Origin of the sequence: Pedobacter sp. SG908, from assembly GCF_011759615.1 — a bacterium.
Taxonomy (GTDB): domain Bacteria; phylum Bacteroidota; class Bacteroidia; order Sphingobacteriales; family Sphingobacteriaceae; genus Pedobacter; species Pedobacter riviphilus.
In genome coordinates this window covers 1,084,864-1,110,391 of the sequence record NZ_JAAOYY010000001.1, presented here as the reverse complement: position 1 = coordinate 1,110,391, position 25,528 = coordinate 1,084,864, and the positions used below count along the sequence as shown (strand labels likewise).

The 25,528-nt window shown below is 37.2% G+C and carries 15 protein-coding genes; 3 read left to right on the top strand and 12 right to left on the bottom strand.

The features are described 5' to 3' along the window. Positions 1-26: 26 nt before the first annotated feature. The 6 genes from FHT21_RS04675 to FHT21_RS04650 all read right to left on the bottom strand — a co-directional run bounded on the left by FHT21_RS04675 (position 27) and on the right by FHT21_RS04650 (position 12,012). Entirely contained in the window at positions 27-2,408 is a 2,382-nt protein-coding gene (locus FHT21_RS04675) for an ABC transporter permease (protein WP_167293592.1), read from the bottom strand. An 83-nt stretch (positions 2,409-2,491) separates the two neighbouring features. Then, positions 2,492-4,864, bottom strand: a complete 2,373-nt coding sequence (locus tag FHT21_RS04670; protein WP_167293591.1) for an ABC transporter permease — start codon at positions 4,862-4,864, stop codon at positions 2,492-2,494. Between the two features lie 73 nt (positions 4,865-4,937). Beyond that, positions 4,938-7,298 (bottom strand): ABC transporter permease, encoded by a 2,361-nt coding sequence (locus FHT21_RS04665; protein ID WP_167293590.1) that lies wholly within the window; start codon positions 7,296-7,298, stop codon positions 4,938-4,940. Positions 7,299-7,375: 77 nt separating this feature from the next. Then, positions 7,376-9,745, bottom strand: a complete 2,370-nt coding sequence (locus tag FHT21_RS04660; protein ID WP_167293589.1) for an ABC transporter permease — start codon at positions 9,743-9,745, stop codon at positions 7,376-7,378. Between the two features lie 195 nt (positions 9,746-9,940). Continuing rightward, positions 9,941-10,639 (bottom strand): ABC transporter ATP-binding protein, encoded by a 699-nt coding sequence (locus FHT21_RS04655; protein ID WP_167293588.1) that lies wholly within the window; start codon positions 10,637-10,639, stop codon positions 9,941-9,943. Positions 10,640-10,767: 128 nt separating this feature from the next. Continuing rightward, on the bottom strand, positions 10,768-12,012 hold the full coding sequence (locus FHT21_RS04650) for an HlyD family efflux transporter periplasmic adaptor subunit (RefSeq protein WP_167293587.1): 1,245 nt from the start codon (positions 12,010-12,012) through the stop codon (positions 10,768-10,770). 182 nt (positions 12,013-12,194) lie between these two features. Between FHT21_RS04650 and FHT21_RS04645 the strand changes: the two genes are divergently transcribed. From FHT21_RS04645 to FHT21_RS04635, 3 genes are all read left to right on the top strand, one after another. Beyond that, positions 12,195-13,565, top strand: coding sequence for a sigma-54 dependent transcriptional regulator (locus tag FHT21_RS04645; protein WP_167293586.1), 1,371 nt, complete (start codon positions 12,195-12,197; stop codon positions 13,563-13,565). A gap of 67 nt (positions 13,566-13,632) precedes the next feature. Further along, complete coding sequence (locus FHT21_RS04640; RefSeq protein ID WP_167293585.1) at positions 13,633-14,988, top strand: ATP-binding protein; 1,356 nt, start codon at positions 13,633-13,635, stop codon at positions 14,986-14,988. An 84-nt stretch (positions 14,989-15,072) separates the two neighbouring features. Then, positions 15,073-17,262 carry a bifunctional alpha,alpha-trehalose-phosphate synthase (UDP-forming)/trehalose-phosphatase gene (locus FHT21_RS04635; RefSeq protein ID WP_167293584.1) on the top strand — a complete coding sequence of 730 codons (2,190 nt, stop codon included), beginning with the start codon at positions 15,073-15,075 and terminating at the stop codon, positions 17,260-17,262. A gap of 190 nt (positions 17,263-17,452) precedes the next feature. On the opposite strand, the gene FHT21_RS04630 is transcribed toward FHT21_RS04635, so the two are convergent. From FHT21_RS04630 to FHT21_RS04605, 6 genes are all read right to left on the bottom strand, one after another. Next, positions 17,453-19,237 (bottom strand): glycoside hydrolase family 15 protein, encoded by a 1,785-nt coding sequence (locus FHT21_RS04630; protein ID WP_167293583.1) that lies wholly within the window; start codon positions 19,235-19,237, stop codon positions 17,453-17,455. Between the two features lie 274 nt (positions 19,238-19,511). Next, positions 19,512-20,780 carry a glucose-1-phosphate adenylyltransferase gene (locus FHT21_RS04625; protein ID WP_167293582.1) on the bottom strand — a complete coding sequence of 423 codons (1,269 nt, stop codon included), beginning with the start codon at positions 20,778-20,780 and terminating at the stop codon, positions 19,512-19,514. Between the two features lie 8 nt (positions 20,781-20,788). Continuing rightward, positions 20,789-22,201 (bottom strand): glycogen synthase, encoded by a 1,413-nt coding sequence (locus tag FHT21_RS04620; RefSeq protein ID WP_167293581.1) that lies wholly within the window; start codon positions 22,199-22,201, stop codon positions 20,789-20,791. A gap of 356 nt (positions 22,202-22,557) precedes the next feature. Beyond that, positions 22,558-23,352, bottom strand: a complete 795-nt coding sequence (cobA, locus tag FHT21_RS04615) for a uroporphyrinogen-III C-methyltransferase (RefSeq protein WP_167293580.1) — start codon at positions 23,350-23,352, stop codon at positions 22,558-22,560. A 585-nt stretch (positions 23,353-23,937) separates the two neighbouring features. Then, the gene (locus FHT21_RS04610) at positions 23,938-24,408 is read right to left on the bottom strand and encodes a hypothetical protein (protein WP_167293579.1); all 471 of its coding nucleotides are present in this window, start codon (positions 24,406-24,408) and stop codon (positions 23,938-23,940) included. A 75-nt stretch (positions 24,409-24,483) separates the two neighbouring features. Beyond that, a complete protein-coding gene (locus tag FHT21_RS04605; RefSeq protein ID WP_167293578.1) occupies positions 24,484-25,494 on the bottom strand; it encodes a bestrophin family ion channel in 1,011 nt (336 codons plus the stop codon). Positions 25,495-25,528 lie beyond the last annotated feature (34 nt).

Here is a 25,528-nt window from a genome sequence, read left to right as displayed (position 1 = left end):
TTAGCACCAAACACTTCATGCAGCTCTTATTCATATTTAAGTGCATCAACTGCGTTTGCTTTGGCCACTTTAAAGGTTTGCAGGCTTACCGTTAAAATTGCAATAATTACCGAGGTTAAAAGGGCAAGCAAAAAAGGCCATGGATTAATCGTAATCTTATAATCATATTTTTCCAGCCATTTGGCAACAAGAATATAGGCTACCGGAATAGCGATTACATTGGATATGATTACCAGTTTCATAAAATCTTTGTTCAAAAGGACCAAGATATCAGAAAGGTTAGCACCCAATACTTTACGGATACTGATTTCTTTACTGCGCTGTTCAGCGGTATATAGCGCTAAACCCAATAAACCTAAGCAGGAAATAAAAATGGCAAATCCTCCAAAAATATTAGAAAGTACGCTGAGCAACCTTTCGCTCCGGAGTTTTTCGGCCATGCCCTGACTAACCAGTTTTACTTCAATTGGATAAGCAGGGTTTAAACGTTGACTTACCGATTTTATCGCTTCGATTGAATTAGAAAGCGATTGCTTGGGATTGAGTTTAAGCAGCAAAACCCGACTCGTTTTAACATTGTAATAATAAACTGTAGGCTGTATTTTAGAAGCAAGTGATTCGTTAGAATAATCTTGCACAACGCCTACCACTTTAAGCGGCGGATTATCGCCCCAATGGATAACGGTACCCACAGGATTTTTTAAGCCCATTATTTTAACAGCAGTTTGATTGAGGAGCAGAGATGTAGCGGTATCAGCTGGAAATTTAGGATCAAAATCTCTCCCTGCAAGAATCTTTACACCAGTTGTTTTGGCAAAATCGAAACCTGTACTTCTATAATTAATAATCGAGACATCATTTTTGGGCTTGTCTGGCCATTGAATGTCACTGGTAATTGAACCGCTACTGGTAAAAGAGTTGGCATATTCCGTTGCAGCAACAATGGCTCCTTCCCTTTCCATTTCGTTTTTAAAGGTTTTGAGTTTTTCGGGTTTTGTCCATTCCCCTTCCAGGTCGATCTGTGCCAATGCCGTCTCATCAAAACCTAAAGGCTTATTTTTAAGGTGCTGAATTTGACTGTAAATTACAATTGCCGAAATAATCATGCAGATAGAAAGGCTAAACTGCACCACTACAAGTGTTTTGCGGATAGATAAGGAGCCAGTTGAACCCTTAAACCCTTTTAATACCTTTACAGGAATAAAAGATGAAAGATAAAATGCAGGATAACTGCCGGCAAGCAAACCAGTTACCAGTACCATAGCCAGTAATACACTCCAAAATTGATAAGCATTATAATCAATTTTGATCGAGATATTGAGCAGATTGTTAAAATAAGGTAAAGAGACTTCGAGCAGTGTAAAGGCAATTAACATTGCTAAAAACGACAACAGTAGCGATTCTATCATAAATTGTCCCATTATTGTATTTCTGGTAGAACCCAAAGCCTTTCTAACCCCTACCTCGCGGGCACGTTTCTCTGATTTAGCCGTTGAAAGATTCATGTAATTGATACAGGCAATAAACAGCACGCAAATGGCCAGAAAAACAAACAGCCTCAACTGATCAATTTTACCTCCAACCGCTTTTCCGCCTTCAAAATCGTCATATAAATGAAGTTTACTTAAAGGAAAAAGAAAAGGTTCGTAGGTCATTTCTTTTAAATCAGGTTCTTTATTCACTATAAAGTGTTTTAAAGCCGAATTTGTGGCATCTAGAGAAGCATTATCTTTAAGTTGAAATAAGGTTAAACAAGTAATTGCTCCCCATCCATTTTCTTTTTCCGATGGATTTTCCTGTTCTAAAAAAGCCCATGGCTGTAACAGATCATACTGTATGCTCTGATTTTTAGGAAGATCTTCTATTACGGCACTTACTTTTAAATTAACCCGGTTATCGTACTTAATGAGCTGCCCGACAGGATTCTCATCACCAAATAACTTTTTTGATGTAGATTGGCTAATGAGCACATTATCTGGCTCATTTAGCGCTGTATTTGGATCTCCATAGATGAATTTATGATCGAGAATCTTTAAAAAATCTGGATCTACACTCATGCCAGCCAACTTAAAATTATGCTGATTATGGCTATATAATTTCTGGCCATTGTTCATCGAAATACGGGCTGCACTTTTAATGCCTGGCAATTCTGAAACCCCAGCTTTAGCCAGTTTATTCGGAACGGCCATTGTAGTAGCCAGTTTACCGTTAAACTTTAAATTTAAAGCCGCTAAATATACTTTATCGGCATTTTTATATTGCTTATCGAAACTCCATTCGTAGTTAACGTACAAAAGTAACATTAAGCAACAGGCCATTCCGATAGCTAGGCCACCTACATTGATCAATGTAAAGCCTTTATTTTTCCAAAGGTTACGTAGTGCTATTTTAAAGTTTAATCTGAACATAGGGTGTAGGTTTAAGGGTTAGTGTAAAGCGGTTAGCGATTGACGAAGAATAAACGCTGATCGCCAAACGCCCAACGAAGGTCTTACTCATATTTTAGTGCATCAACAGGGTTAGCATTGGCTGTTTTATAGGCCTGAAAACTCACGGTAATCAACGCCATTAGCAAAGTCCCCAATCCGGCTATCGGCATAATCCACCATGAAATTTCGGTATGGAATTCGAACTTCATCAGCCATTTATTCATTAAATAATAACTGAAAGGAATAGCGATTACGATAGCAACCACAATCATTTTCACAAAAGAGAACGACAGTAATTGCATTAAATTAAATAAAGAGGCGCCCAGTACCTTGCGTACACCAAATTCTTTTGTCCGCTGCTCGGCGCTATAAGCTACCAGACCAAAGAGCCCCAAACAGGAAACGAATATGGCAAGTCCGCCAAAAAGATTTGAAAGGATGCCTAAAGTTTTTTCGGAATTATATTTTTCAGCGTAAACATTATTTAAAAAGTTAATCTCCAATGGATAAGCTGGATTTAAAGCCTTTGTGATCCTGCCGATATTTTCGATATTACTTTGAAGGCTGTTATTTTCATTCAAACGCATGGTGATATTTCCCGTTTGGTTCTTATCGAAGAATACCACCATTGGATTGTTCGATTTGTAAGGAGAATCCCAAACATAGTCATCGAAAACGCCTATGATATTAAATTTATCCCCAAAAATGGTAATTGTTTTGCCTACCGGATTTTTATAACCAAAAACCTTAACAGCCGATTTGCTCACCATCACAGCGCTGGTATCTGATGCGAAATTTTCCGAAAAATCTCTTCCACTGGTCAATTTAATGCCATTGGTTTTAATAAAATCGTAGGTCGTAATTACCTGGTTAAACAATTGGTTGTTTGTAGCTTTCAACATCCCTTCCCATTCGATACCTGCAAAATTTCGACCATGATGTGATAAACTCACCGACGATTGGAACATTGAGGTAATCGCTCCAGATTTTAGCAGTTCACTACGGAGCAGTTCATATTTTGTTTTCAGTTCGCCATCCTGTGGCATTTCTACTAAAGCGTTCACATCAAAACCTACTGGCCTGTTTTTAATGTACTGGATTTGCTTATAGATAACCAAAGTGGAAATGATGAGGATAATGGCAAAACAGAATTGTCCAACAACTAATACTTGCCTTAAACTAACCGAAAAGAAACCACCAGATTTAATTTTTCGCTTTAAGGTTTGTATCGGGTTAAAAGACGAGAGGTAAAATGCAGGATAACTGCCTGCGATTAAGCCTGTAGCTAAAACAATCCCCAGAATACCCATCCAACTGATGTTGTTGAAATAAGAGATATTCAATTTAATATTCAACAGGTTGTTAAAGGTGGGCAAAAAGATCTCGAGGATGGCAATCGAAAAGATCACCGCAATAAAAGTTAGCATCATCGATTCTGTTAAGAACTGTATAATCAGCGAACTACGATTGGCACCAATGGTTTTTTTTATGCCTACTTCTTTTGCACGTTTTTCCGATTTGGCTGTAGCCATGTTCATAAAATTAATACAGGCAATTAAGAGAATTCCAAAAGCTAAGCCAACGAACAAATAAATCTGTTCTATTGCACCACCGATACTTTTGCCATCTTCGAACTTGCCATATAAATGTAGCTTAGCCAATGGGAACAATACCTGCGATTGCTGATTATTTGTATTATTCTTTTTCTCTATCTGATTGATTTTTTGATTAACCAAATCTAAATTTGCGCCATTTTTTAACATCACCAGTGTTACAAAACTATAATTGCTCCAGTTTAAATCTTTGGCGCTCCGATCAATCGTTTCGTATAAGGACCAAGGCATTAAATAATCAAATTTATTGGAGCTATTATCAGGTTGATCTTTAATTACGCCGGTTATATTCAAATCTAAACGATCTTTAAAACGTACACTTTTATTCAATACATCAGTTGTACCGAACAATACTTTAGCGGTAGATTCCGTTAAAATAACAGAATTTGGATTACTTAAAGCGGTACTGGCGTTGCCATAAATAAATTCATAATCGTACATTTTTAAGATATCAGGCTCTGCGAATTTAGATTGACGCTTAAATGCATTTTGTCCGTTAGCAATTAAATTCTTGCCCCCATAGTCCATCCTAGCCATGTACCTCAGTTCGGGCAAGCTTTGTTTAATTACCGGGCCAAAAGCAGTGGTAGAGCCTTCAAATGTCCCAGAAATCTTACCGTTATCACCCGGAATATTGGTCATCGTGGTAAAAACGTTAGCCGATTCTTTAGCCTGCTTATCAAAGTTCCATTCGTAGGTAACATACAAGAGCAACATTAAACAGGCAGCCAAACCAATGGCCATTCCAATTACGTTAATAAACGAGCTCACCTTGTTTCGCCAAAGGTTACGCAGTGCAATTTTTAAGTTAAGTCTAAACATAGTTTTATCGTTTGGCGTTGAGCGTATTCCGGCGAGCGTTTATACGCTTATCGCCATCCGCTTTACACTGGTATTATTCATATTTTAATGCATCCACCGGATTTGCTTTTGCCACTTTAACCGATTGAATGCTCACAGTAAGTATGGCAATGATTACCGAAAGGCTAATTGCGGCTATAAATGGTAAAGCAGAAACAGCAATGCGGTATTCGTATCCTGAAAGCCATTTGGTAATGATAACGTAAGCCAATGGGAATGCAATTACATTGGCTATAGCGACCAGTTTGATAAAATCCTTGTTCAATAGCGTAAGAATGTTGGCTGTACTGGCACCCAAAACCTTACGGATACTGATTTCTTTTTTACGTTGCTCGGCCATAAACAAGGCTAAACCAAGTAAACCCAGGCAGGAAATAAAAATGGCAAAACCTCCGAACCAGTTTGATAGTGTACCTAAAAGCTTTTCATTTTTGAACTTTGACTCGAAATTTTCATTCACAAATTTAACTTCAGTTGGAAAAGCAGGGTTTAATTTTTTTATAATTTCGTTTATTGCATTGATGGATGAGCTCACATTGCTGTGCTCATTTAATCTCATAATTATGGTGTTTGCCGCCTGCTTATTTTGTGCAATAATTAATGGTTTCGGACTCTGATAAGGCGATTCCATTACATAATCCTTCACTACACCAACAATGGTTAAAGGTTGATCCCAACTGATCACTTTACCAACAGGGTTTTTCATCCCCATTACTTTAACCAATGCCTCATTAACTAAAACATTTGCTGTATCTACCCGGTCTTTCGAAAAATCGCGCCCAGCAAGAATTTCCATCCCTGTGGCTTTAGTCAAATCAACAGTCGTAAATCTATAGTTTACCAATACTTTCTCATTCTCATCTTTACCTGGCCAGCTTACTGCATAGGTATTATTACCACCAGCAGTTAACGATTGACTGTATTCTGTAACGGCAGTTACGGCACCAGATTTTAGAAGTTCATCTTTCAATATATTGCGTTTACCTGGATTGGCAAATTCGCCCTCTGCAGGAATTTGAACAAGATTACCAATGTTATAACCAATCGGTTTATTCTTGATAAAATTTAGTTGCTGATAAATAACAGCCGTACAAACAATCAAACATGCGGCAAATACAAATTGAAATACAACTAAATACTTACGAATAGATAATGATGAACCTCCAGACAGTTTAAATCCTTTTAATACCTTAACCGGATCGAATGATGAAAGGTAAAAAGCTGGATAACTACCTGCGATAATACCGGTTAATAATGTTAATCCTAAAAATACGGCCCAGAATTTCCAATCAGAATAATCTATTTCCAAAGAGATTCCCAATAGGTTATTGAAATAGGGCAAGCTTACTTCTATTAACACAAAAGCAACCAGCATGCTTAGCATGGTAAGTAAAATCGATTCGAACATAAACTGGCTAACCAGATTACTCCTCGACGAACCAATGGCTTTTCGAACGCCAACTTCACGGGCTCTTTTTTCTGATTTTGCAGTGGAAAGGTTCATGAAATTAACGCAGGCAATCAATAAAATACAGAAAGCTAAAAGAAAAAATATCTTTAACTGGTCTATCCTACCGCCTACATTTTTGCCATTTTCGAATTTTTCATATAAATGCCATTTAGATAGTGGATGCAGAAAAGGTTCTCCATTCGAATTCTTGTCATTAGCTTTAATCATGCCATGCATTTGATTATTAGCTTGCTCGAAAAAAGAATTATCTTGCAACTGAACAAACAACACGCAATAATTAGAAGTCCAGCCACTGGTTTTTGTCCAAGGGTTTAATGTTTCGTATAATTTCCACGACATTAGGTAATCTATTTCCAGACTACTGTTTTTCGGCCTGTCTTCAATTACACCCTCTACTTTTAAACTTAGATTATTTTCGAGTTTTACAACCTTATTTAAAGGATCTTCATTACCAAAAAGGTTTTTCGCTAAGGTTTCGCTTAAAATTACGCCATCGGGATTTTTGAGAAAAGTATTTGGATTACCCTTCAAAATCTTGTAATCAAACATTTTTAAAAAGTCCGGATCAGCAAACACAGCACTTTTCTTAAAGTTATTCTGATGGTAAGAAAGCATTTTATATTCCGGATAAGATAATCTGCCAACTTTTGAAACACCTGGAACTTTAGAGCGCACTTCGTTTTCCATTAAACCTGGTACCGCAAGAAAGCTGAAAGTTTCTTTTGCCGTTTTCTGATTATTATAAACCAGGTAGGTTTTGTCATAATCTGTAAATTGTTTGTCGTAACCGTACTCGTAAGCAACATAAAGCAATAAAACCATACAGCTGGCCAGGCCAATGGCCAATCCGCCTAAATTAATCAGGGTAAATCCTTTATTTCTCCAAAGGTTTCGCAAAGCGATTTTTAAGTTAAGTTTAAACATAAGGTGTAAGGTTTGAGGTATAAGGTTTAAGGTCTGAGCGTTTTAACCTTACGCCCTCAACCTTTTAACCCTACACCTTATTCATATTTTAATGCATCAATAGGGTTTGCCTTCGCTACTTTAACCGATTGAATACTTACAGTGAGTATGGCAATGATTACGGAAAGACTAATTGCGGCTATAAACGGCAATGCAGATATAGAGACGCGATACTCGAAAGCTGAAAGCCATTTATTTACAATGATATATGCTAATGGGAACGCTATAAGATTGGCAATGGCCACTAATTTTATAAAATCTTTATTTAGCAACACGAGGATGTTGCCAGTGCTGGCACCTAAAACCTTACGGATACTGATTTCTTTTTTGCGTTGCTCTGCTATGAAAAGTGCCAGGCCTAATAATCCTAAACAAGAAATAAAAATGGCGAAACCACCAAACCAGTTTGAAAGTGAACCTAGAATTTGTTCATTTTTAAATTTCACTTCAAAAGATTCGTTCACAAATTTGCGGTTAACAGGATAATTAGGTTCCATTTGCTTTACTAAATCATCAATTTTGGCCAGTGATGAACTGATGTTTTGATTTGGATTTAAACGCGCAATGATAACTCTCGCATCGTACTTTCCACTTGCCCTAAAAATCATCGGGGCCACTCTTTGATAAACATTTTCTACCACAAAATCTTTTACAATACCAACTATAGTTAACTTTTTATCCCAGAAAGTAATTACTTTGCCAATCGGATTTTTTAATTGCATCATTCTCACAGCCGCCTCATTTAACAATACGCTAGCTGTATCATTAGGAAATTTCGCAGAAAACTCCCTACCATTAATCATTTTAGTGCCAATAGTTTCAACAAAATCATATCCTATTGTTCTATGGTTAAAAGAAATTTTCTCATTCGGATTTTTACCTTCCCATTGTACACCAGTTGTATTATCACCTCCTTCAGTAAAATCAGTACTAAAAAAAGTAATATTCGTTGTTGCACCAGCTGCTATTAGCTGCGTTTTTAGCAATTCTAGCTTAGCAGCATCGTTCATTCTGCCAACTACTGCTATTTGAATTAAATTGGATTGATCGTAACCAATAGGCTTGTTTTTAACATAATTAAGTTGCTGATAAATTACTGCAGTACAAACAATTAAACCAGCAGCAAAAACAAATTGCCCTACTACCAATACTTTCCTTACCAAAGCTGATGAATCTGTTTTAAGGGTGAAACCTTTTAACACTTTAATCGGCTCGAAAGAAGATAGATACAATGCCGGATAACTACCTGCTACAAATCCAGTTAAAACCATTAGCCCCACAAGTGTTAACCAAAATAGGCCGTTATGATAATCTATTGTTAATTTAATATCCAACAAACTATTAAAATATGGCAAACTCACCTCAATTAAGATAAAAGCTAAAACTGTGGCAATAAATGTGATGAGCATCGATTCTAAAAAAAACTGGTTAATTAACGATTTACGTGTTGATCCAATTGCTTTACGAACGCCAACTTCTTTTGCCCTACGCTCTGATCGTGCTGTAGATAAATTCATAAAATTTACACAGGCAATTAGCAAAATGCAAAAGGCCAGCAATAAAAATATTTTAAGTTGATCTATTTTACCACCTACTGATTTACCGTTTTGAAAATCATCGTACAAATGCCATTTGGTTAATGGATGCAATAAAGCTACTGCTGTATTATCTTTTTGATTGCGTTTGTAAATACCATACATCAGATCATTTGCATTGGTGAAAAAGTTATTATCCTTTAACTGAACAAGTGTTAAACACATGTTATTCCCCCAATTGCCTTCCTTTACCCAAGGTTGACGCTTTTCGAACAATGCCCAAGGCATAATGCACTCAAAAGTTAAGCTGCTATTTGCGGGAGCATCTTCTATTACAGCTTCCACTTTTAATACTTCCTCGTTTTCGAGCTTTACTGTTTTATTAATAGGATCTTCATTTCCAAATAACTTTGTTGCAAAAGATTTGGTGAGGATGATGGTATTTACATCTTTTAAAACTGTGGCCGAATTACCTTCAAGAAATTTATAATCCAATATTTTAATAAAATTTTGGTCGGCAAATATTGCGTTGCTATTTATTTTATTATCACCAACAGTAATTAGTTGTTTCCTCGGATAAGTAGTGTGAGTAGCATATTTAACGCCAGGGATTTTTTCTTGCACTTCTTTAGCCATCACATTTGGTGTCCATGCCCAGCTAAAAGTTTTACCACTTGCCTCCATGTTTTGATAAACTACATAAGTTTTATCGTTATTGGAGAATTGTTTATCGTAGCTCCACTCGTAAGTAACATAAAGTAACAAAACCATACAACTGGCTAAGCCAATGGCCAATCCCCCGATATTAATCAGTGAGAATCCCTTGTTTTTCCAAAGGTTTCGCAAAGCGATTTTTAAATTTAACTTAAACATATTTTTTGAGGTGTAGGGTGTAGGTTGGCGCATAAACCATACGCCATAGCTTTGAACCTTTATCTTTCTTATGCCTGCACCCAATCTTCCTATCCAGGAAGATTTTGGGGAGGCCTATTATTAACTAAACTAAAATCTTTTTTTATACGAGTTTAAGGTTTAGGACCAAGCATTAGGTAGATTAACCTTGGGCCTTTATATCAACTCTTCATTTCTACTTTTATTGATCTTCTCAGATATCACATGTCCATCTTTTAGGTTGATGATCCGGTTAGAGAAACTAGCATCATGACTAGAGTGTGTAACCATTACAATGGTCGTTCCGGTTTCATTCAGTTCGCAAAGTAGTTCCATTACTTCATTACCATGGGAGCTATCAAGGTTTCCCGTAGGCTCATCAGCCAGAACCAGTTTAGGTTTCGTTACCAAAGCCCTGGCTACTGCTACCCGTTGCTGCTGTCCACCCGATAATTGTTGAGGGAAATGCCCGCTACGGTTTACGATATTCATTCTTTCGATAATTTCATTTACCAATTTCTTACGTTCTCCGGCAGGAATCTTATTATAAATTAAGGGCAGTTCAATGTTTTCGAAAACAGTTAATTCGTCGATCAGGTTAAAATTCTGAAAAACGAATCCCATATTTCTTTTACGGAAATTTGAACGTTCTCTATCGTTAAGCGTTAAAAGCTCCGTATCTATAAATTTGTAACTTCCGCTTTCAGGCTTATCCAACAGGCCCATTACATTTAACAAAGTAGATTTCCCGCAGCCCGAAGGTCCCATGATAGAAACAAATTCTCCTGCTTCAACATGGAGATTAATGCCGTTAAGTGCCGTAGTTTCTACTTCTTCGGTCTTGTAAACTTTTTCCAGATTTTCTATTTTAATCATAGTATCAAGTGTTATTCTAGTATCAAGTATTTAGTATCAAGTCTTTAGTATCAAGTATCAAGACTTGGTTATATTAATTATCTATTATCAGTTAAATTGGCGCTAAACACCTACCTCTAAACGCTAACCTATTTATTAATCTCTACCTGGTCGTACTGGTTAAACTGATCGTAAGACGAGGTAATTACTTCATCACCTTTCTGCAAACCATCCAGTATTTCGTAGTACAGATAATTTTTTCGTCCGATTTTAACATTTTTCTTGGTGGCTTTACCATTGTTTACCACAAATACCCAAGAGCCGCCTGTGCTCTGGAAGAACTGTCCCTGCGCAAGAAGCAGCGATTTGCTATTGTCAGACAAGGTTAATTTTGTTTGTAACGATAATCCACGGCGTAAACCTTCAGGTGCTGCTCCCTTAAAAACCATTTCTACCTGAAACTGACCTGCTGTAACCTCAGGTATCACTTTACTCACTGTTAAGTTATAAGTTTTACCATTAAACTCACAGTTAGCGGTTTGCCCTTCTTTTACCCGGTTGATATAATATTCATCAACGCCTGCCTGAAGTTTATAACCTTGCAGCACATCAATTTTTCCGATCATTTCATTAGAGTTATACGATTTACCGATAACCGGATCGTAAGAGGATAGTTTACCGGATACCGGAGCTTTGATCGTCATATTTTCGATGTTCTTACGGATCATTTCCAAACTTTCGTTCATTTGCCCCATCGATTGATCGATCTGAGCCAACTGCATCTTTCTACTTTGGTTTTCCTGGGCAATAGCCTGCCTTACGATTTTGCGTTTACCCTGATAATATTCGTAATCCTGACTTGATTTATTAAATTCCTGTAAGGTAATTACCTTTTTGTTGAACAATGCGCTATCCAAACGATATTGCCTGGCGGCTGTTCGCAAATTATTTTCAACATCTAATAAATCCTGATTTAAAACCCTTTGATTTTGCTCTAAATCCAACCGCGATTTCCGCAACTGGTTAATCTGCTCCGTTGCTGCTGTTTGGCTTGAGGTATAACTCAACATGGCATTTGAGTTAGAGATTCTTAATAGTGGAGTTCCTTTTACAACAGAAGCACCATTTTCAGTAAAAATTTCGGCAACCGTTCCACCTTCCGACGAACTTACAATTACTGAAGTTAAGGGGACTACACTGGCATTTAATAACACTACATCTTCAAAATCGCCATATTCTACTTTACTGATGGTTAATTTATCGGCATCTGCGCTATAAACTTTTTTGAGGGATAAAGTATAGCCATAAATTACAACTACCACAAAGGCAATTGCTCCACCTATAATTAACAGGGTTTTAGTGCTAAATCTTTTTTTCTCGATTTTCTTATCCATGTGTTCGGTTGTACTGTTTGGTTTCACTAATAGCCAAGCTTGTGCCAAAAGCACAAAACACATTTAAATAGCTAATAATCAATAAATTAATAGCTATCTTATTTTTTACATGTTCATTATCGGACAGTTGATGTGCGAGAGCGGACAGTTTTATTACTTTAGCACATCAAAATTTCAAAGTTATGCTTGACGCTACAGTTTTAATTATCGATGATGACGACGATATCCTGCTTAGTGCCCGTTTGTTTTTAAAGCAGCAGGTAAAACAGGTAATTACCTGTAAATCGCCTAAAGAGATCAATGTTTTATTGAGCAAAAATGAAATCGATATCATCTTGCTGGATATGAACTACCAAAAAGGGGCCAGTGATGGCCGCGAAGGCCTTTATTGGCTAGAACATATTTTATCGATTGATAAAGATTATGTAGTAATATTAATGACTGCTTTTGGTAATGTTGAACTGGCAGTAAAGGCGATTAAAAAAGGAGCTACCGATTTTATTCTTAAACCCTGGGAAAATGAAAAGCTGTTTGCCACTATTTCTTCGGCATCTAAACTCCGCGAATCGACCAAAAAGGTAAAGAAACTAGAAAAAATACATTCATCGCTCCAAAAAGACCTTACCCGTGGTTTCGAGAATATTGTTGGGCAGGCAGATGAAATAAAGCAATTACAGAATACGCTCTTGAAAGTAGCCCCTACTGATGCCAATGTGCTTATTCTGGGCGAAAACGGGACGGGGAAACAAGTTTTCGCTTATGAAATCCATGGTAATTCGCAAAGGAAAAACCAGGTGTTTATGCATGTTGATTTAGGCTCATTAAACGAAAATTTATTCGAAAGCGAATTATTTGGTTATGCTAAAGGTGCTTTCACCGATGCCAAAGAAGATAAACCCGGCCGCTTTGAACTGGCTGATGGCGGAACAATATTTTTAGACGAGATAGGAAATCTAACTTTACCGCTTCAAGCAAAACTATTAAGCGTTTTGCAAAACCGTACGGTTACCCGTTTAGGAGAAAGTAAAGAACGCAAGGTGAATGTTCGCTTAATAACAGCCACCAATATGCCTTTAAATGAAATGGTAGCTAAAAATACATTTAGACAGGATTTACTGTTCCGCATTAACACCGTTGAGCTTTTATTACCCGCTTTACGCAAACGCGGAACAGATATTTTACTTTTGGCCAATCATTTTATGCAGGTTTTTAGCTCAAAATACCATAAAGACATACGAAAACTGAGTAATAAGGCCCAAGAAGCACTTTTACAGTATAAATGGCCTGGAAATGTGCGCGAGTTACAGCACGTTTTAGAAAGAGCCGTTATTATGAGTGATGGTGCTGATATTGCAGAAGAAGATTTGCAGTTAAGTCCACAGCGCTACGCACAGAACAACGCCATACCAGATGAAATGGCGCTGGAGGATATGGAAAAAATGATGGTGCAGAAAGCAATTGATAAGCACAAAGGAAATATATCAAAAGCTGCAGCAGAACTTGGTTTAACACGGGCTGCACTATATAGAAGAATCGAGAAATTTGGAATCTAAGCTGGAAGCTGAAAGACCAGAGCTTAAAGCTTTAGTCTTTCGCCTTTAAGCTTTAAGCTTTAAAAACATGTTTTACCAACGTTTTACTTTCCGCTTAATATTTCGCCTGCTGATTATCAATCTGCTGGGCTATCTCCTATTTTACCTGATTAAAAATACCCAGCTCTGGTTTACCATCATTGGCGTAGCTTTAGTTTTATTGGGTACAATTATTTCCCTTTATTACTATATCAATCAGATCCGATCAGATATCAACCGTTTCATTTTAGCCGTTAAAACAAGAGATCATACCCTAAACTTTAAAAATAAAGTAACTAAAGGCAGTTTCCCTGAATTATACGAATCCTTTAGCGATATTTTACAGGTCCACAAACAGATCAGATTGGAACAAGAAGCCATGTTTCAGTTGATTAAAACTATTTTGGAGCAGGTTCCCGTTGGTGTAATCGTGGTAAACAATACCAATCAGAAAGAGAATGAAGAAGTTGCTTTTTTTAATCAGGCCGCTTCAAATCTGCTAGGTGTTCCGGCGTATAAGTATTGGCACAGGTTAAAGCAGCACCTCCCTGCCTTTGCAACAGAAATAGAGCAGATTTTAGCCGGGGGAAAAAGATTTCTGGAATTGAAGATCCAGGATAAACTGATTCAGTTATCAACAGAAGTTATTCCATTAAATCTTTACGGAAACAATTATACTATTATCAGTTTCCAAAACATTAAAGATGAGATTGAGCAAAAAGAGACGGAAGCATGGAATAGATTAATTGGTGTAATTTCTCATGAGATCTTAAATTCGATCACGCCAATCAGTTCATTATCAGATACCATAAACAAAATGGTAACTAACAAAAAAATGCTCACTGAGGATGAAATGGACGATTTAAAAACAGCTTTGCAAACCATACAAAGACGATCATCAGGTTTATTGGATTTCGTGAAAGACTATCGCTTAATTGCCGAGCTGCCTACACCAAACCTCGAATCGCATACCATTGGTGAAATACTGAAACACATTAAGGTATTGATGCAGCCATTTGCCAAAGTTAAAAATGTGGTATTGGATGTAGAACAAACTTCCTCAAAAATCACCATTCAGCTCGACCTAAAATTAGTTGAACAAGTGCTGATCAACCTCATTACCAATAGTATTTACGCTGTAGAGAACAGAGAACACCCACACATCAACGTAAATTACCGGTTAGAAAACACCAAACTATATATTGATGTTACCGATAACGGAAAAGGCATAGATGCCAATGATCTTGAAAAAATATTCGTTCCATTTTACACCACCAGGAAAAATGGGTCAGGAATAGGATTAACCATTAGCCGCAACATTATGAAAATGCACAGGGGCAGCATAGAAGTTGTTTCAATGCCTGATAATGGCACTACTTTTTCTTTGGTATTTAATTACATTTAATCATTTGAATGTTTTTTTGACCTAAAAAATCAAACAAAACCCATTTGATATGCTTTTAATGATGTGGATACATCAAATACAAGCATGAAGACAGTTATAATATCGAACAGACTACCCGTTAAAATCATCGAAGAAAACAACGAATACACCCTTATTCCGAGTGAGGGCGGCCTTGCCACAGGATTAGGAGACGTTTATAAATCAGGCAATTCTATCTGGATCGGCTGGCCCGGCATAGAAGTACCAGATGAACGTCAGGAAGAAGTTACCCAAAAACTTGCTGCATTAAACCTTTACCCGGTTTACCTCACTCAAAACGAAATCAATTTATATTACGAAGGCTTTTCAAATGAAGTATTATGGCCAGTATTTCATTATCTGGTTACATACGCGCATTACGAACAAAGTTATTGGGACTGTTACCAATCTGTTAATGATAAATTTGCAAAAAGTGCCATGCATGTATTAGACAGAAAGGATAAAATCTGGATTCAAGATTATCAACTACTCCTTTTACCAGGTATTTTAAGAGAAAAACTCCCAAATGCCACCATCGGTTTTTTCCAGCATATCCCCTTTCCATCATACGAAATATTCAGATTGATTCCATGGCGTGAAGAGCTATTAAATGGACTTATAGGTGCTGATTTAATCGGATTCCATACTTTTGACGATGTTCGCCACTTTATTAGTACAGCCACACGTTTGCTTCCGGTAAATTCATCATCAAATGTACTTAACAGCAACGAAAGGCAAATTGTTGTGGAAGCTTTTCCGATGGGAATCGATTATGATAAATTTTCAGGTTTAACCGCAACTGAACAGGTTCAAAAAGAAATTAACTATTTCAGAGCAGGCAAAGAAGATATGAAAGTAATTTTATCTATCGATCGGCTCGACTACAGCAAAGGCATACTGGAGAGGTTAAAAGCCTTAGAATTACTACTACAGCACTATCCCGAATATATCGGCAAAATCGAACTTTTCATGATTGTTGTTCCTTCAAGGGATACCGTACCAAAATATAGTGAGTTAAGAGATCAGATTGATCAGTTTGTTGGAAATCTAAATGCGAGATACCGTTCAATGAACTGGATTCCTGTAAATTATTTTTATCGTTCCTTCCCTATTGAAGTTTTGTCAGCGCTTTATGCTACAGCTGATATTTGCCTGGTAACACCTATGCGCGATGGAATGAATTTGGTAAGTAAAGAATATGTGGCTAGCCGGAACAATAACGATGGTGTATTGATTTTAAGCGAAATGGCCGGAGCTTCCAAGGAATTAACTGATGCAATTATTGTTAATCCAAATAATCTGGGCGACATTATGGAGGCTATTGTAACTGCGCTTAAAATGCCATTGGCAGAACAAAAACTGCGCATGAAAGCCATGCGTGCAATAGTAGAAAAATTCAACGTTAAACATTGGGTTAATAATTTTATTTTAAGATTAAACGAAGTGAAAGATTCTCAAAAATCCTTATTAACAAAACATGCAGTAAATGCTATTAATGAAGTGATAGTAACTAAATATACGCAAACACAAGATCGGGTGCTATTTTTAGATTATGATGGCACACTGGTAGATTTTACCGGGAACATTGACGACGCTTCGCCGGATGCCGAATTGTACGACTTAATTGAGAACCTAACACTTGATAAAGCAAATAAGGTTGTAATTATTAGTGGCAGACGAAATGAAACCCTTGAAAAGTGGTTTGGACACCTAAAGGTAGATCTGATTGCAGAACATGGTGCCTGGCAAAAATCGTACGGAGATAAATGGAATAGCCTGCCACTTTTAACCGACCAGTGGAAACAAGAAATAAAAACACTATTAGAAACTTATACAGACCGTACTCCGGGATCGTTTATTGAAGAAAAAAGCTACTCATTGGTTTGGCATTACCGTAAAGCAGAAGAAGGACTTGGCGATTTAAGAGCCAATGAAATTATCAGTCATATGAAAATTTTAGCAGCAGATAAAGGCCTGCAACTCATGCCAGGTAATAAGGTAATTGAGTTTAAAAATATGGAGGTTAACAAAGGCAAGGCTGCCCTAAACTGGTTGTACGATAAAAAACCAGATTTTATTTTGGCCCTTGGCGATGATCATACCGATGAAGATATTTTCAGGGCATTACCAGATGACGCTTTTACCATTAAAGTTGGCAACAACATTTCGGAAGCAAAATATTACCTAAATGATTTTAGTGAAGTTCGAAAACTACTTTGGAGCTTAGTAAAAGAAGAATTTGTAGGGCGCAGTTAATATTAACCAACATTTTGCTAAATAAATCGTCATTTCGAGTGAAGTGCAACATAGTCGAGAACCACGTAGTGCTCAGCCAAGCTAAATCTATTGGAATAGATCACCTTTAGCTTTGACAACTTTAACATACAGTGTTCACATAAAAGTTGTCAAAGCTTTTTTGTTGGTCGGGATTTGCAATCCACTTTCCTTACAAAAATATCGGTCTATCCAGTTTAATTGCAATGCGATAAGCCGCATTCATTAGGCCCACATGACTATAAGCTTGAGGGAAATTACCCCATTGGCTACCTGTTTTAGCATCAACATCCTCACTGAATAACAAAAGGTGGTTACAATATTTAATAATGTTTTCGAATTCTTTAATCGCTTCATCGGTCCGGCCGACACAGGCCAAAGCCTCTACATACCAAAAAGCACAGATTAAAAATGTGGTTTTTGGTTTACCAAAATCATCAGCATGTAAGTAACGGTAAAATAGCCCGTCTTCCGTTTTCAATTCTTTTTCTAAAGCTATTAAATGATCTTTTGCCCGATCTGAAGCTGGATCGAGATAATTCATCATGATCAATTGTAGCGTGCTGGCATCTAAATGCGGGCTTCCTATGGCGTTGGTGTACACTTTTCTTTCCGGATCGTAGCAGGCTTCTATATGTGCAGCAGCCTTATCGATTAAAATCTCCGCGCGCTTTTCGAAATCCTGGTTTCCAATGGTTTTGGCCATTTTTAAAGCAGCCTGTGCTCCTGCCCATTGAAACAGGTTACTATAACAATGTACATTGGCAATATTCCTGAATTCCCAAATGCCGGCATCTTTTTCGTCAATGGTACGTTCAATTTTAGATAGTACACTTTCAATCCATCTTACCGAATCGCTGCGTTCAGAAAAAACAAATCGGTGGTCGGTATAAAGTGGTAGCATAGAAATTAAAACCTGACCGTAAATATCATTTTGAATGTGTTCGTAGGCCTGGTTTCCTATCCTAATGGGCTGTTCTCCTTTATAACCTGTCAGATGACTTAACGTATGTTCGGTAATTTCCCTTTCACCTGCAATACCATACAGGGGTTGATAGCGTGTATCTTCGGCATGCGAAATATCAGAGAGGTAATTAAAATACTTCTCCATTTCTTCAAAATGGCCGATATGGTTAAGTGAGGTTAATACATAGTGCGAATCTCTTAACCAGCAATATCTATAATCCCAGTTTCGGGTACTGCCGGGCGATTCTGGTAAACTAGTGGTACTGGCCGCTATAATTGCACCTGTATCTTCATATTGATGGATTTTGAGCACCAAGGCCGAGCGGATTACAAAAGGTTGGTAAAAACCGGCAATAGATGAATGTTTAATCCATAATCGCCAGTATGCAATCGTTTCCCGTAAAAAATTTTCAGCGGTACTTACTACAGGTGCCTCCAGATTCTGCCCATAGGTCATAATGAGGTATTTGGCCTCATTCAGTACAAACGCCTTTTCGTCAAAAATATAGGTAAGCGACACATTGGTGCTTAAGCGGATATTTTCATCGCAGCCCTGATAATCGATATGATTACTCCCCCTGCTCGATTTCATTTTACCTTTTCCGTAATCGCAAACTGGCTCACATTTAATGGTAATGCGTGGATTACCAGCTAAAGGTTCGATCTTTCTAATAAACATTAGCGGTTTAAAATAGCGATCGTATAGATGAAAACGTGGTGCAAAATCTGTAATCCGGTATTTTCCATCTTCGGCAGTAATCTCTGTTCTTAACACATTGGTGTTCTCGATATAATATTGATGAGAAGTGAATTTACCTTGTGGCAAGATTGAAAATTCGCCCCCTTTTTTCTCATCCAATAAACTGCCAAATACAAAAGGGCTATCGAAGCGGGGCCAGCAAAGCCAGGATATATCGGTGTTTTTATTTACGTGTGCAATGAAAGCGCAATTTCCTATAATTCCGGTTTGATAAAGATGCTTTTCGGCCATAGACTATAATTTTGTTTATTTTAGTAACAAGCCGATCGGAAAAATGTTAGGGAGAAAATTTTAAAAACCCATTTAAGCAATTATGAATTTGTTTTTCTGAAAATTAAAGATCCTAGTTAATGGCTGCCTGTAGCCCTGCTATCGCTTCAAGTCCTCACTCGTTCCTCGCTCCGGGCTTTCCGCTTTATCAGGTTTAGAAGCAAGGGTTCGTCACCAAATAAAAAGCCAGTCACGAAAATCGCGACTGGCTTCTAGTTAATGAATAATGATTATTTTAAATCACTGTACCGCTTGGTACTACTGCTCCCTTTTTAATTACAACTATACCATCTTTAACAGCGTAAAGTTCAAAGTCGCCATCTTCTAAATGGTCGCCACCATTAATTTTAACATCATTACCAATACGGCAGTTTTTATCGATGATGGCATTATTGATAAAACAACGGTCTCCAATTCCGATCAATGAATTTCCTTTACCAGTTTCATCCTGTATCTCTTCAAGCGTTTGGTACCTGTCGCTGCCCATAATATAGGCATTGGTAATTACGGTATCTTTTCCAATCCTCGACCTAATCCCCAAAACGGCATGTTCTACCCTGCTGGCCTGAATAATGCAACCTTCAGCAATAATGGTTTTATCTAAAGTAGTACCCGAAATTTTCGATGGCGGTAACATCCTTGCTCTTGTGAAAATAGCATGGTTACTATCGAACATATTAAATTTAGGTATTTCATCTGTTAGTCCTAAATTGGCTTCAAAGAAAGATGAAATATTACCAATATCAGTCCAATAACCTTCATATTGATAACTTAAAACCCTGCTCTGCGTAATAGCCCTTGGTAAAATCTCTTTACCGAAATCCTTTTCCTCCTCATTCTCATTTAAGATATTGATCAGGTACTCGCGGTTAAAAACATAGATCCCCATCGATGCCAGAAAGTTACGCCCTTCGGCTTGCATTTCTTCGCCGGTATCCGATACCCAATCCTCTAAACCCGTTTTAGGTTTTTCGATAAAAGAGGTAATCATATTTTCATCGTCGGCTTTTAAAATACCAAAATCTGTTGCATCTTTTGCGGTTACCGGAATAGTGGCAATGGTAATTTCAGCATTAGCTTCGATATGTTTTTCGATCATATTTTTAAAGTCCATCTGGTACAATTGATCTCCAGACAAGATTAAGATGTAATCGAATTCGTGCGAAACAATGTGATGCATACACTGACGCACGGCATCTGCCGTACCCTGAAACCAACCTGAGTTTTGTACAGTTTGTTCAGCCGCCAAAATATCAACAAAGGCCGTACTAAAATGACTAAAGTGATAAGTATTTTTAATGTGTTTGTTTAGCGATGCTGAATTAAACTGGGTTAGCACAAACATTCGATGAATACCAGAATTTAGGCAATTTGAAATGGGGATATCTACCAATCGGTATTTACCAGCAATCGGAACTGCCGGTTTAGAACGTGTTTGTGTTAGTGGCGATAATCTAGAGCCCTGGCCACCGCCAAGGATAACGCCTAAAACTTTGTCAGTCATGTTTAAGCTTATTTTAATATTTGGTATAATTCTATATAATTTAATGCTGCCTTATCCCACGAATGGTCTATCTTCATCATTGTTTTTCTTACTGCTTTAAAAGCTTTTTTGTCATTATATAATTCAACAGCACGGTTAATAGCGTGGGTAACATCCCAAATACTTGTTTGATCGTGACAAATCCCAAAACCATTGTCGCCAATATCAATTACCGTATCTTTTAATCCACCAATTCGGCGCACAATCGGTACAGTTCCATACCTTAACGCATAAAGCTGATTTAAGCCACAAGGTTCCACTCTCGATGGCATGATCAGGAAATCTGCACCAGCATACATCTCGTGCGAAACCTGTTCATTGTAACCAATATAGGCATTATATCTACCCGCAAAAATGTCTTTCAGCTGATTTAACCGACCTTCCACCCAGTTATCGCCTGATCCTAAAACCAGGATATTGATGTTATCGCCATGTTGTTGTAAAGCGGTATAAAAAATATCGGGCAATAAATCGGCTCCTTTTTCATCAACCAATCTACCGATAAAAGTAAACAGTGGTTTAGACGGATCTAATTGAAAAACATCACAGAGCGCTGTTTTGTTTGCCAGTTTGCCAGCTTCAACCGTTTTTAAATTATAACCTTTGCTCAGCATCGGATCTGTTTCTGGATTCCAAACCTCGCTATCAATTCCATTTAATATCCCAACCGATTTCCAACGTTCCTGCCTCAATAAACTTTCTAATCCACGGGCATTGTTCATCATCTCATCCAGGTAACTTGGCGATACCGTGGTTACTTTCCATGCACATTTAATGGCTGATGCTAAGGGGTTAATGGCATCATCCCAGCCCAGTAAACCACCTTTCCATAAATCGAATGCTGGTATATAGTATAATTTATCCCATCCAAACTGACCTTGGTATTGTGCATTATGAATAGTTAAAACCGTCGGGACACTACTAATTGCTTTATATTTTATGCAATTTGAAACCATAAACGGAATTAAACCGGTATGGTGATCGTGGCAATGAAGTACATCCGGGCGATGCTCCCATTGTACAATCCAATCAAGTGTAGCAATCTGGAAAGCCACAAATCTTTCCGTATCGTCATTATAACCATATACATTCGGGCGATCGGTTAAGCCCTGAATATGGATTACGTATAAATCAAAGCCCAATTTATTGGTTCTTTCTTTTAAAATGCGGTACTGAAAGTGGTGATTACCATAGTTTGCCCAGGCATCGTAAGTAACTTCAAATTCACTTTCGCGGATAAATTTTGTATCGTATGCAGGAACAACCACTTTGGCAATGTGGCCTAATTTATTTTGATACTTTGGTAAAGCCCCTACTACATCGGCTAAACCACCAACTTTTGCAACAGGGTAACACTCGGCACTTATATGTATAATTTCCATCAAATATTTGGTGTAGATAACCTAAGTAAGTTACTAATTGTTTTGAGTTTTGCAAATAATGAAAATTATATTTTTAGTTGGTTTTTTTAATGGAAAAACCGTTTTCTTGACTGGAGTAACGCGGAATAGAGAGACTTAATTCTTAATTTAATTGGTTTTTTATTAGAAAGTGAATGTTCAGTTTTCTGTGGCAATCTGCAGTCCTGCTTTACGCTATAAGTCCTCACTACGTTCCGGGCTTACCGCTGCAATCAGGTTTACAAACAAAGTTGGTTCCTATCAAAACACAAAAAACCGCCTAAATCCATAAGCGGTTTTTAACAACAAAACAAATATATTTTTGGTTTAAAAATATCTTAATATTCTTCGGCGATAATCTCGTAGAAATCGCGGATCGGCTGAAATTGTGGGTGTAACGATACTACATCTCCAAAAACCAACAAAGCCGGAGCAGTTATTCTTTTATCTTCAACAATCTCAGCAATGGTATCAACAACGCCCACCGCAATTTTTTCTTCTGGTGTAGAACCATTTTGAATTACAGCTACCGGTAAAAGGTTTTTATTTTCTGCCTGAAATATGGCAGCAATTTCTTTTACTTTTTCAATTCCGTTTAAAACAACAATAGTTGCTTTAGTTTTTGCGGCAATGTATAAATCTTCTGAAATTTCGCCTTTTGAGTTTGTTCCGGTTACTGCCCAAAAACTTTCGCTCAAATCTTTGTAAATCATCGGGATCTTCTGTAAACTTGGTGCACCAGTTGCACTCGAAATACCCGGAATAATTTCAGTAGGAATACTATATGATTCTGCAGCATCTATTTCTTCGTATCCTTTAGCAAAGAAAAACGGATCGCCACTTTTTAAACGTACCACGTGCCCGTAGTTTAATGCATAATCAACAATCAGTTTGTTTACTGAATCCTGAGAAAATGACTCATTATCGCTACGCTTACCTACATAAACTTTTGGAATACCATCTGGCGCATGACATAATAAAGCTTCGTTCACATTTGCATCATATAAAACAACATCAGCTGTTTTTAATGCTTTAACACCTTTTAAACTAAATAAATCCGGATCGCCAGGACCTGCACCTATTAAAGTAATTCTTGGTTCAATGTTCGCTTTTTCTACTTTATTCAAAATCATAACAGATAATTTAAGCTCGTTATACGTTTGTTAATAATACAAATATATAAAGTCTATGGGAATTGTAGTAATTTATTTTAAAATAATTTTTCCTTAGCTTTTCAGTAGATATTGATTTAGGGATTTGGGGGCATTAATATAAGATCTATCTTATTGATAATGTGCGCGTTGATTGTCATTCCGAACGCTATGAAGAAATTTTTATAAGAAACATAATGTCTATATTAAAATTCTTCGTCTCCGCTCTCCACAGGAGACCTTTGGACAGGATGACCAACTGATTGGTGCATTTGTACTTTCTATACTTAGGCAGCAGAAATTATTTACATGTTCAATTCCTAGTTTGTAGTACTACCAAACCAGGAATTGAGTTATGAAGTTTACTTTTTAAACCATTTATATAGTCCTAAAAAAACAAATATGGCCAAAACCGTTATTACGATATTCCCTATGGTATGGTCAAAATTTAATCCTCGTTTATATTCAATATTAAAGGAATAGATAACTTTAATAAAGATTAAAACAATTATGATACTTATAAAAATTTTTACGCTTAAGGATTTCATTTTGCTCACAAATTAGTTTTTATTTACAGCCCACTTCTGCAAAAGTAAATTTACCAGCTTCGTAATTAATGGGCTTTCCTTTAACAAAATACGATCTGCCCAAGGTGGTTTCAATCTGCCCAACACCCATAATGAGTTTGCCATCTTTCTTTAAAAAGGCCAATGGATTGGTAAATACTTTTGTGGTATCTTTACCAGTGTTAAACCGATAATCAACCAGTAAAGTATCGCCATTGAACTTGCCACTTATTTTGCCGTTATTTTCGGGCTTATTAGCGTATTTAACCAATAATGAACCGGTTACCTTACCAGAAGCCAAAGTTTTAACAATCATGGCCGCACTGTCTTTTTCAAAGACCGCGGCATAACAGCTTTGATTAACCAAAGAATCGGTTTTAGTTTTAGCGCTGGTGCCTGTTTTATTATTTTGGGTACAGGAATAGGCAAAAGGGATTGTAGCCAAAGCGAGGTAAAGGATATTTCTTTTCATGGTATGTTGATTTATTGTTTTCTAATTCAATATACAAATACGATGATTATTTTCTATCATTTCCATAATGAAAATTTACATCAATATACTATTTTCGGGTGTTAGTACAGTAGGCAGATCAGATTCATCAAGCATATCCCTCATGTCGATTTCTATTGTCCGCGAGATATTGGTAATTGGTACATCATTGGCACTTCCTTCAAAAGGATTTGTAGAGCTTTCGCCAACAATATCCAAAGAGTTAAAAACCCAGGTAAGTAAAATGGCAAATGGAACGTTTAACCAAATAGAATAACCCTCAATCAAAGTACCATTGCCCAATTTGTTAAATTCGTTTAATAAACCATATGGTACTAAAAACACAAATAAATTTAACATAATGGTAGCTATTGACGAAAAATGGCGTGGGTAAGGAAAGTTTTTAATTCTTTCGGCTTTACCCTGGTTATCGTAAAAACTGGTAATCGAGCTTTGCAACGATTGTAATTGCAAGTCGGATAAATACCCCTCAGCAAACAGTTTATTGATATGACTTGATTGTAAAGCCATTAACTGAGTAGCCTTATTTTTTTTGGTTAGCACGTATTTCAGTTCATCTACCGAAAGATATTTTGACAAGATATCTTCTAACTTATCTGTTTTTTCGGAAACATGATACAGCCTGGCATATTCGATATTACGGGGATCGTTCGAATTTTCCCAAGCCCTTGGCTCTCTTAACTGAAACCGAAGTGCAGTTAACCAGGCGAAATGACGGTAAAAAATAATCTGGACCTCTGTCCTTTTATCTTGTGATGCAAGATAGTCGCGCACCATTACTCCAAAAGCGCGGCTCACATTTATAATCCCGCCGTAAATCTGCCTTGCTTCCCAAAGGCGCGAATAGCTGGCATTGTTTTTAAAACTAATGATAAAAGAAACGGCCGTACCTAAAAGTGCTACCGGAACCCAGGAAATGGAGAGAAACGTGAACTTGCAAAAATGATAAAGTACAGTAGGAATAATGGCGAGAATAGTTAAACGGTAAATATCTCGTCGGGTCCATACAATAAATTCGAAAAAGGTATATTTCTTTCCAGCGTGCATAGTTTATGGTTTATTCGGAAAATTATCTGGGGAT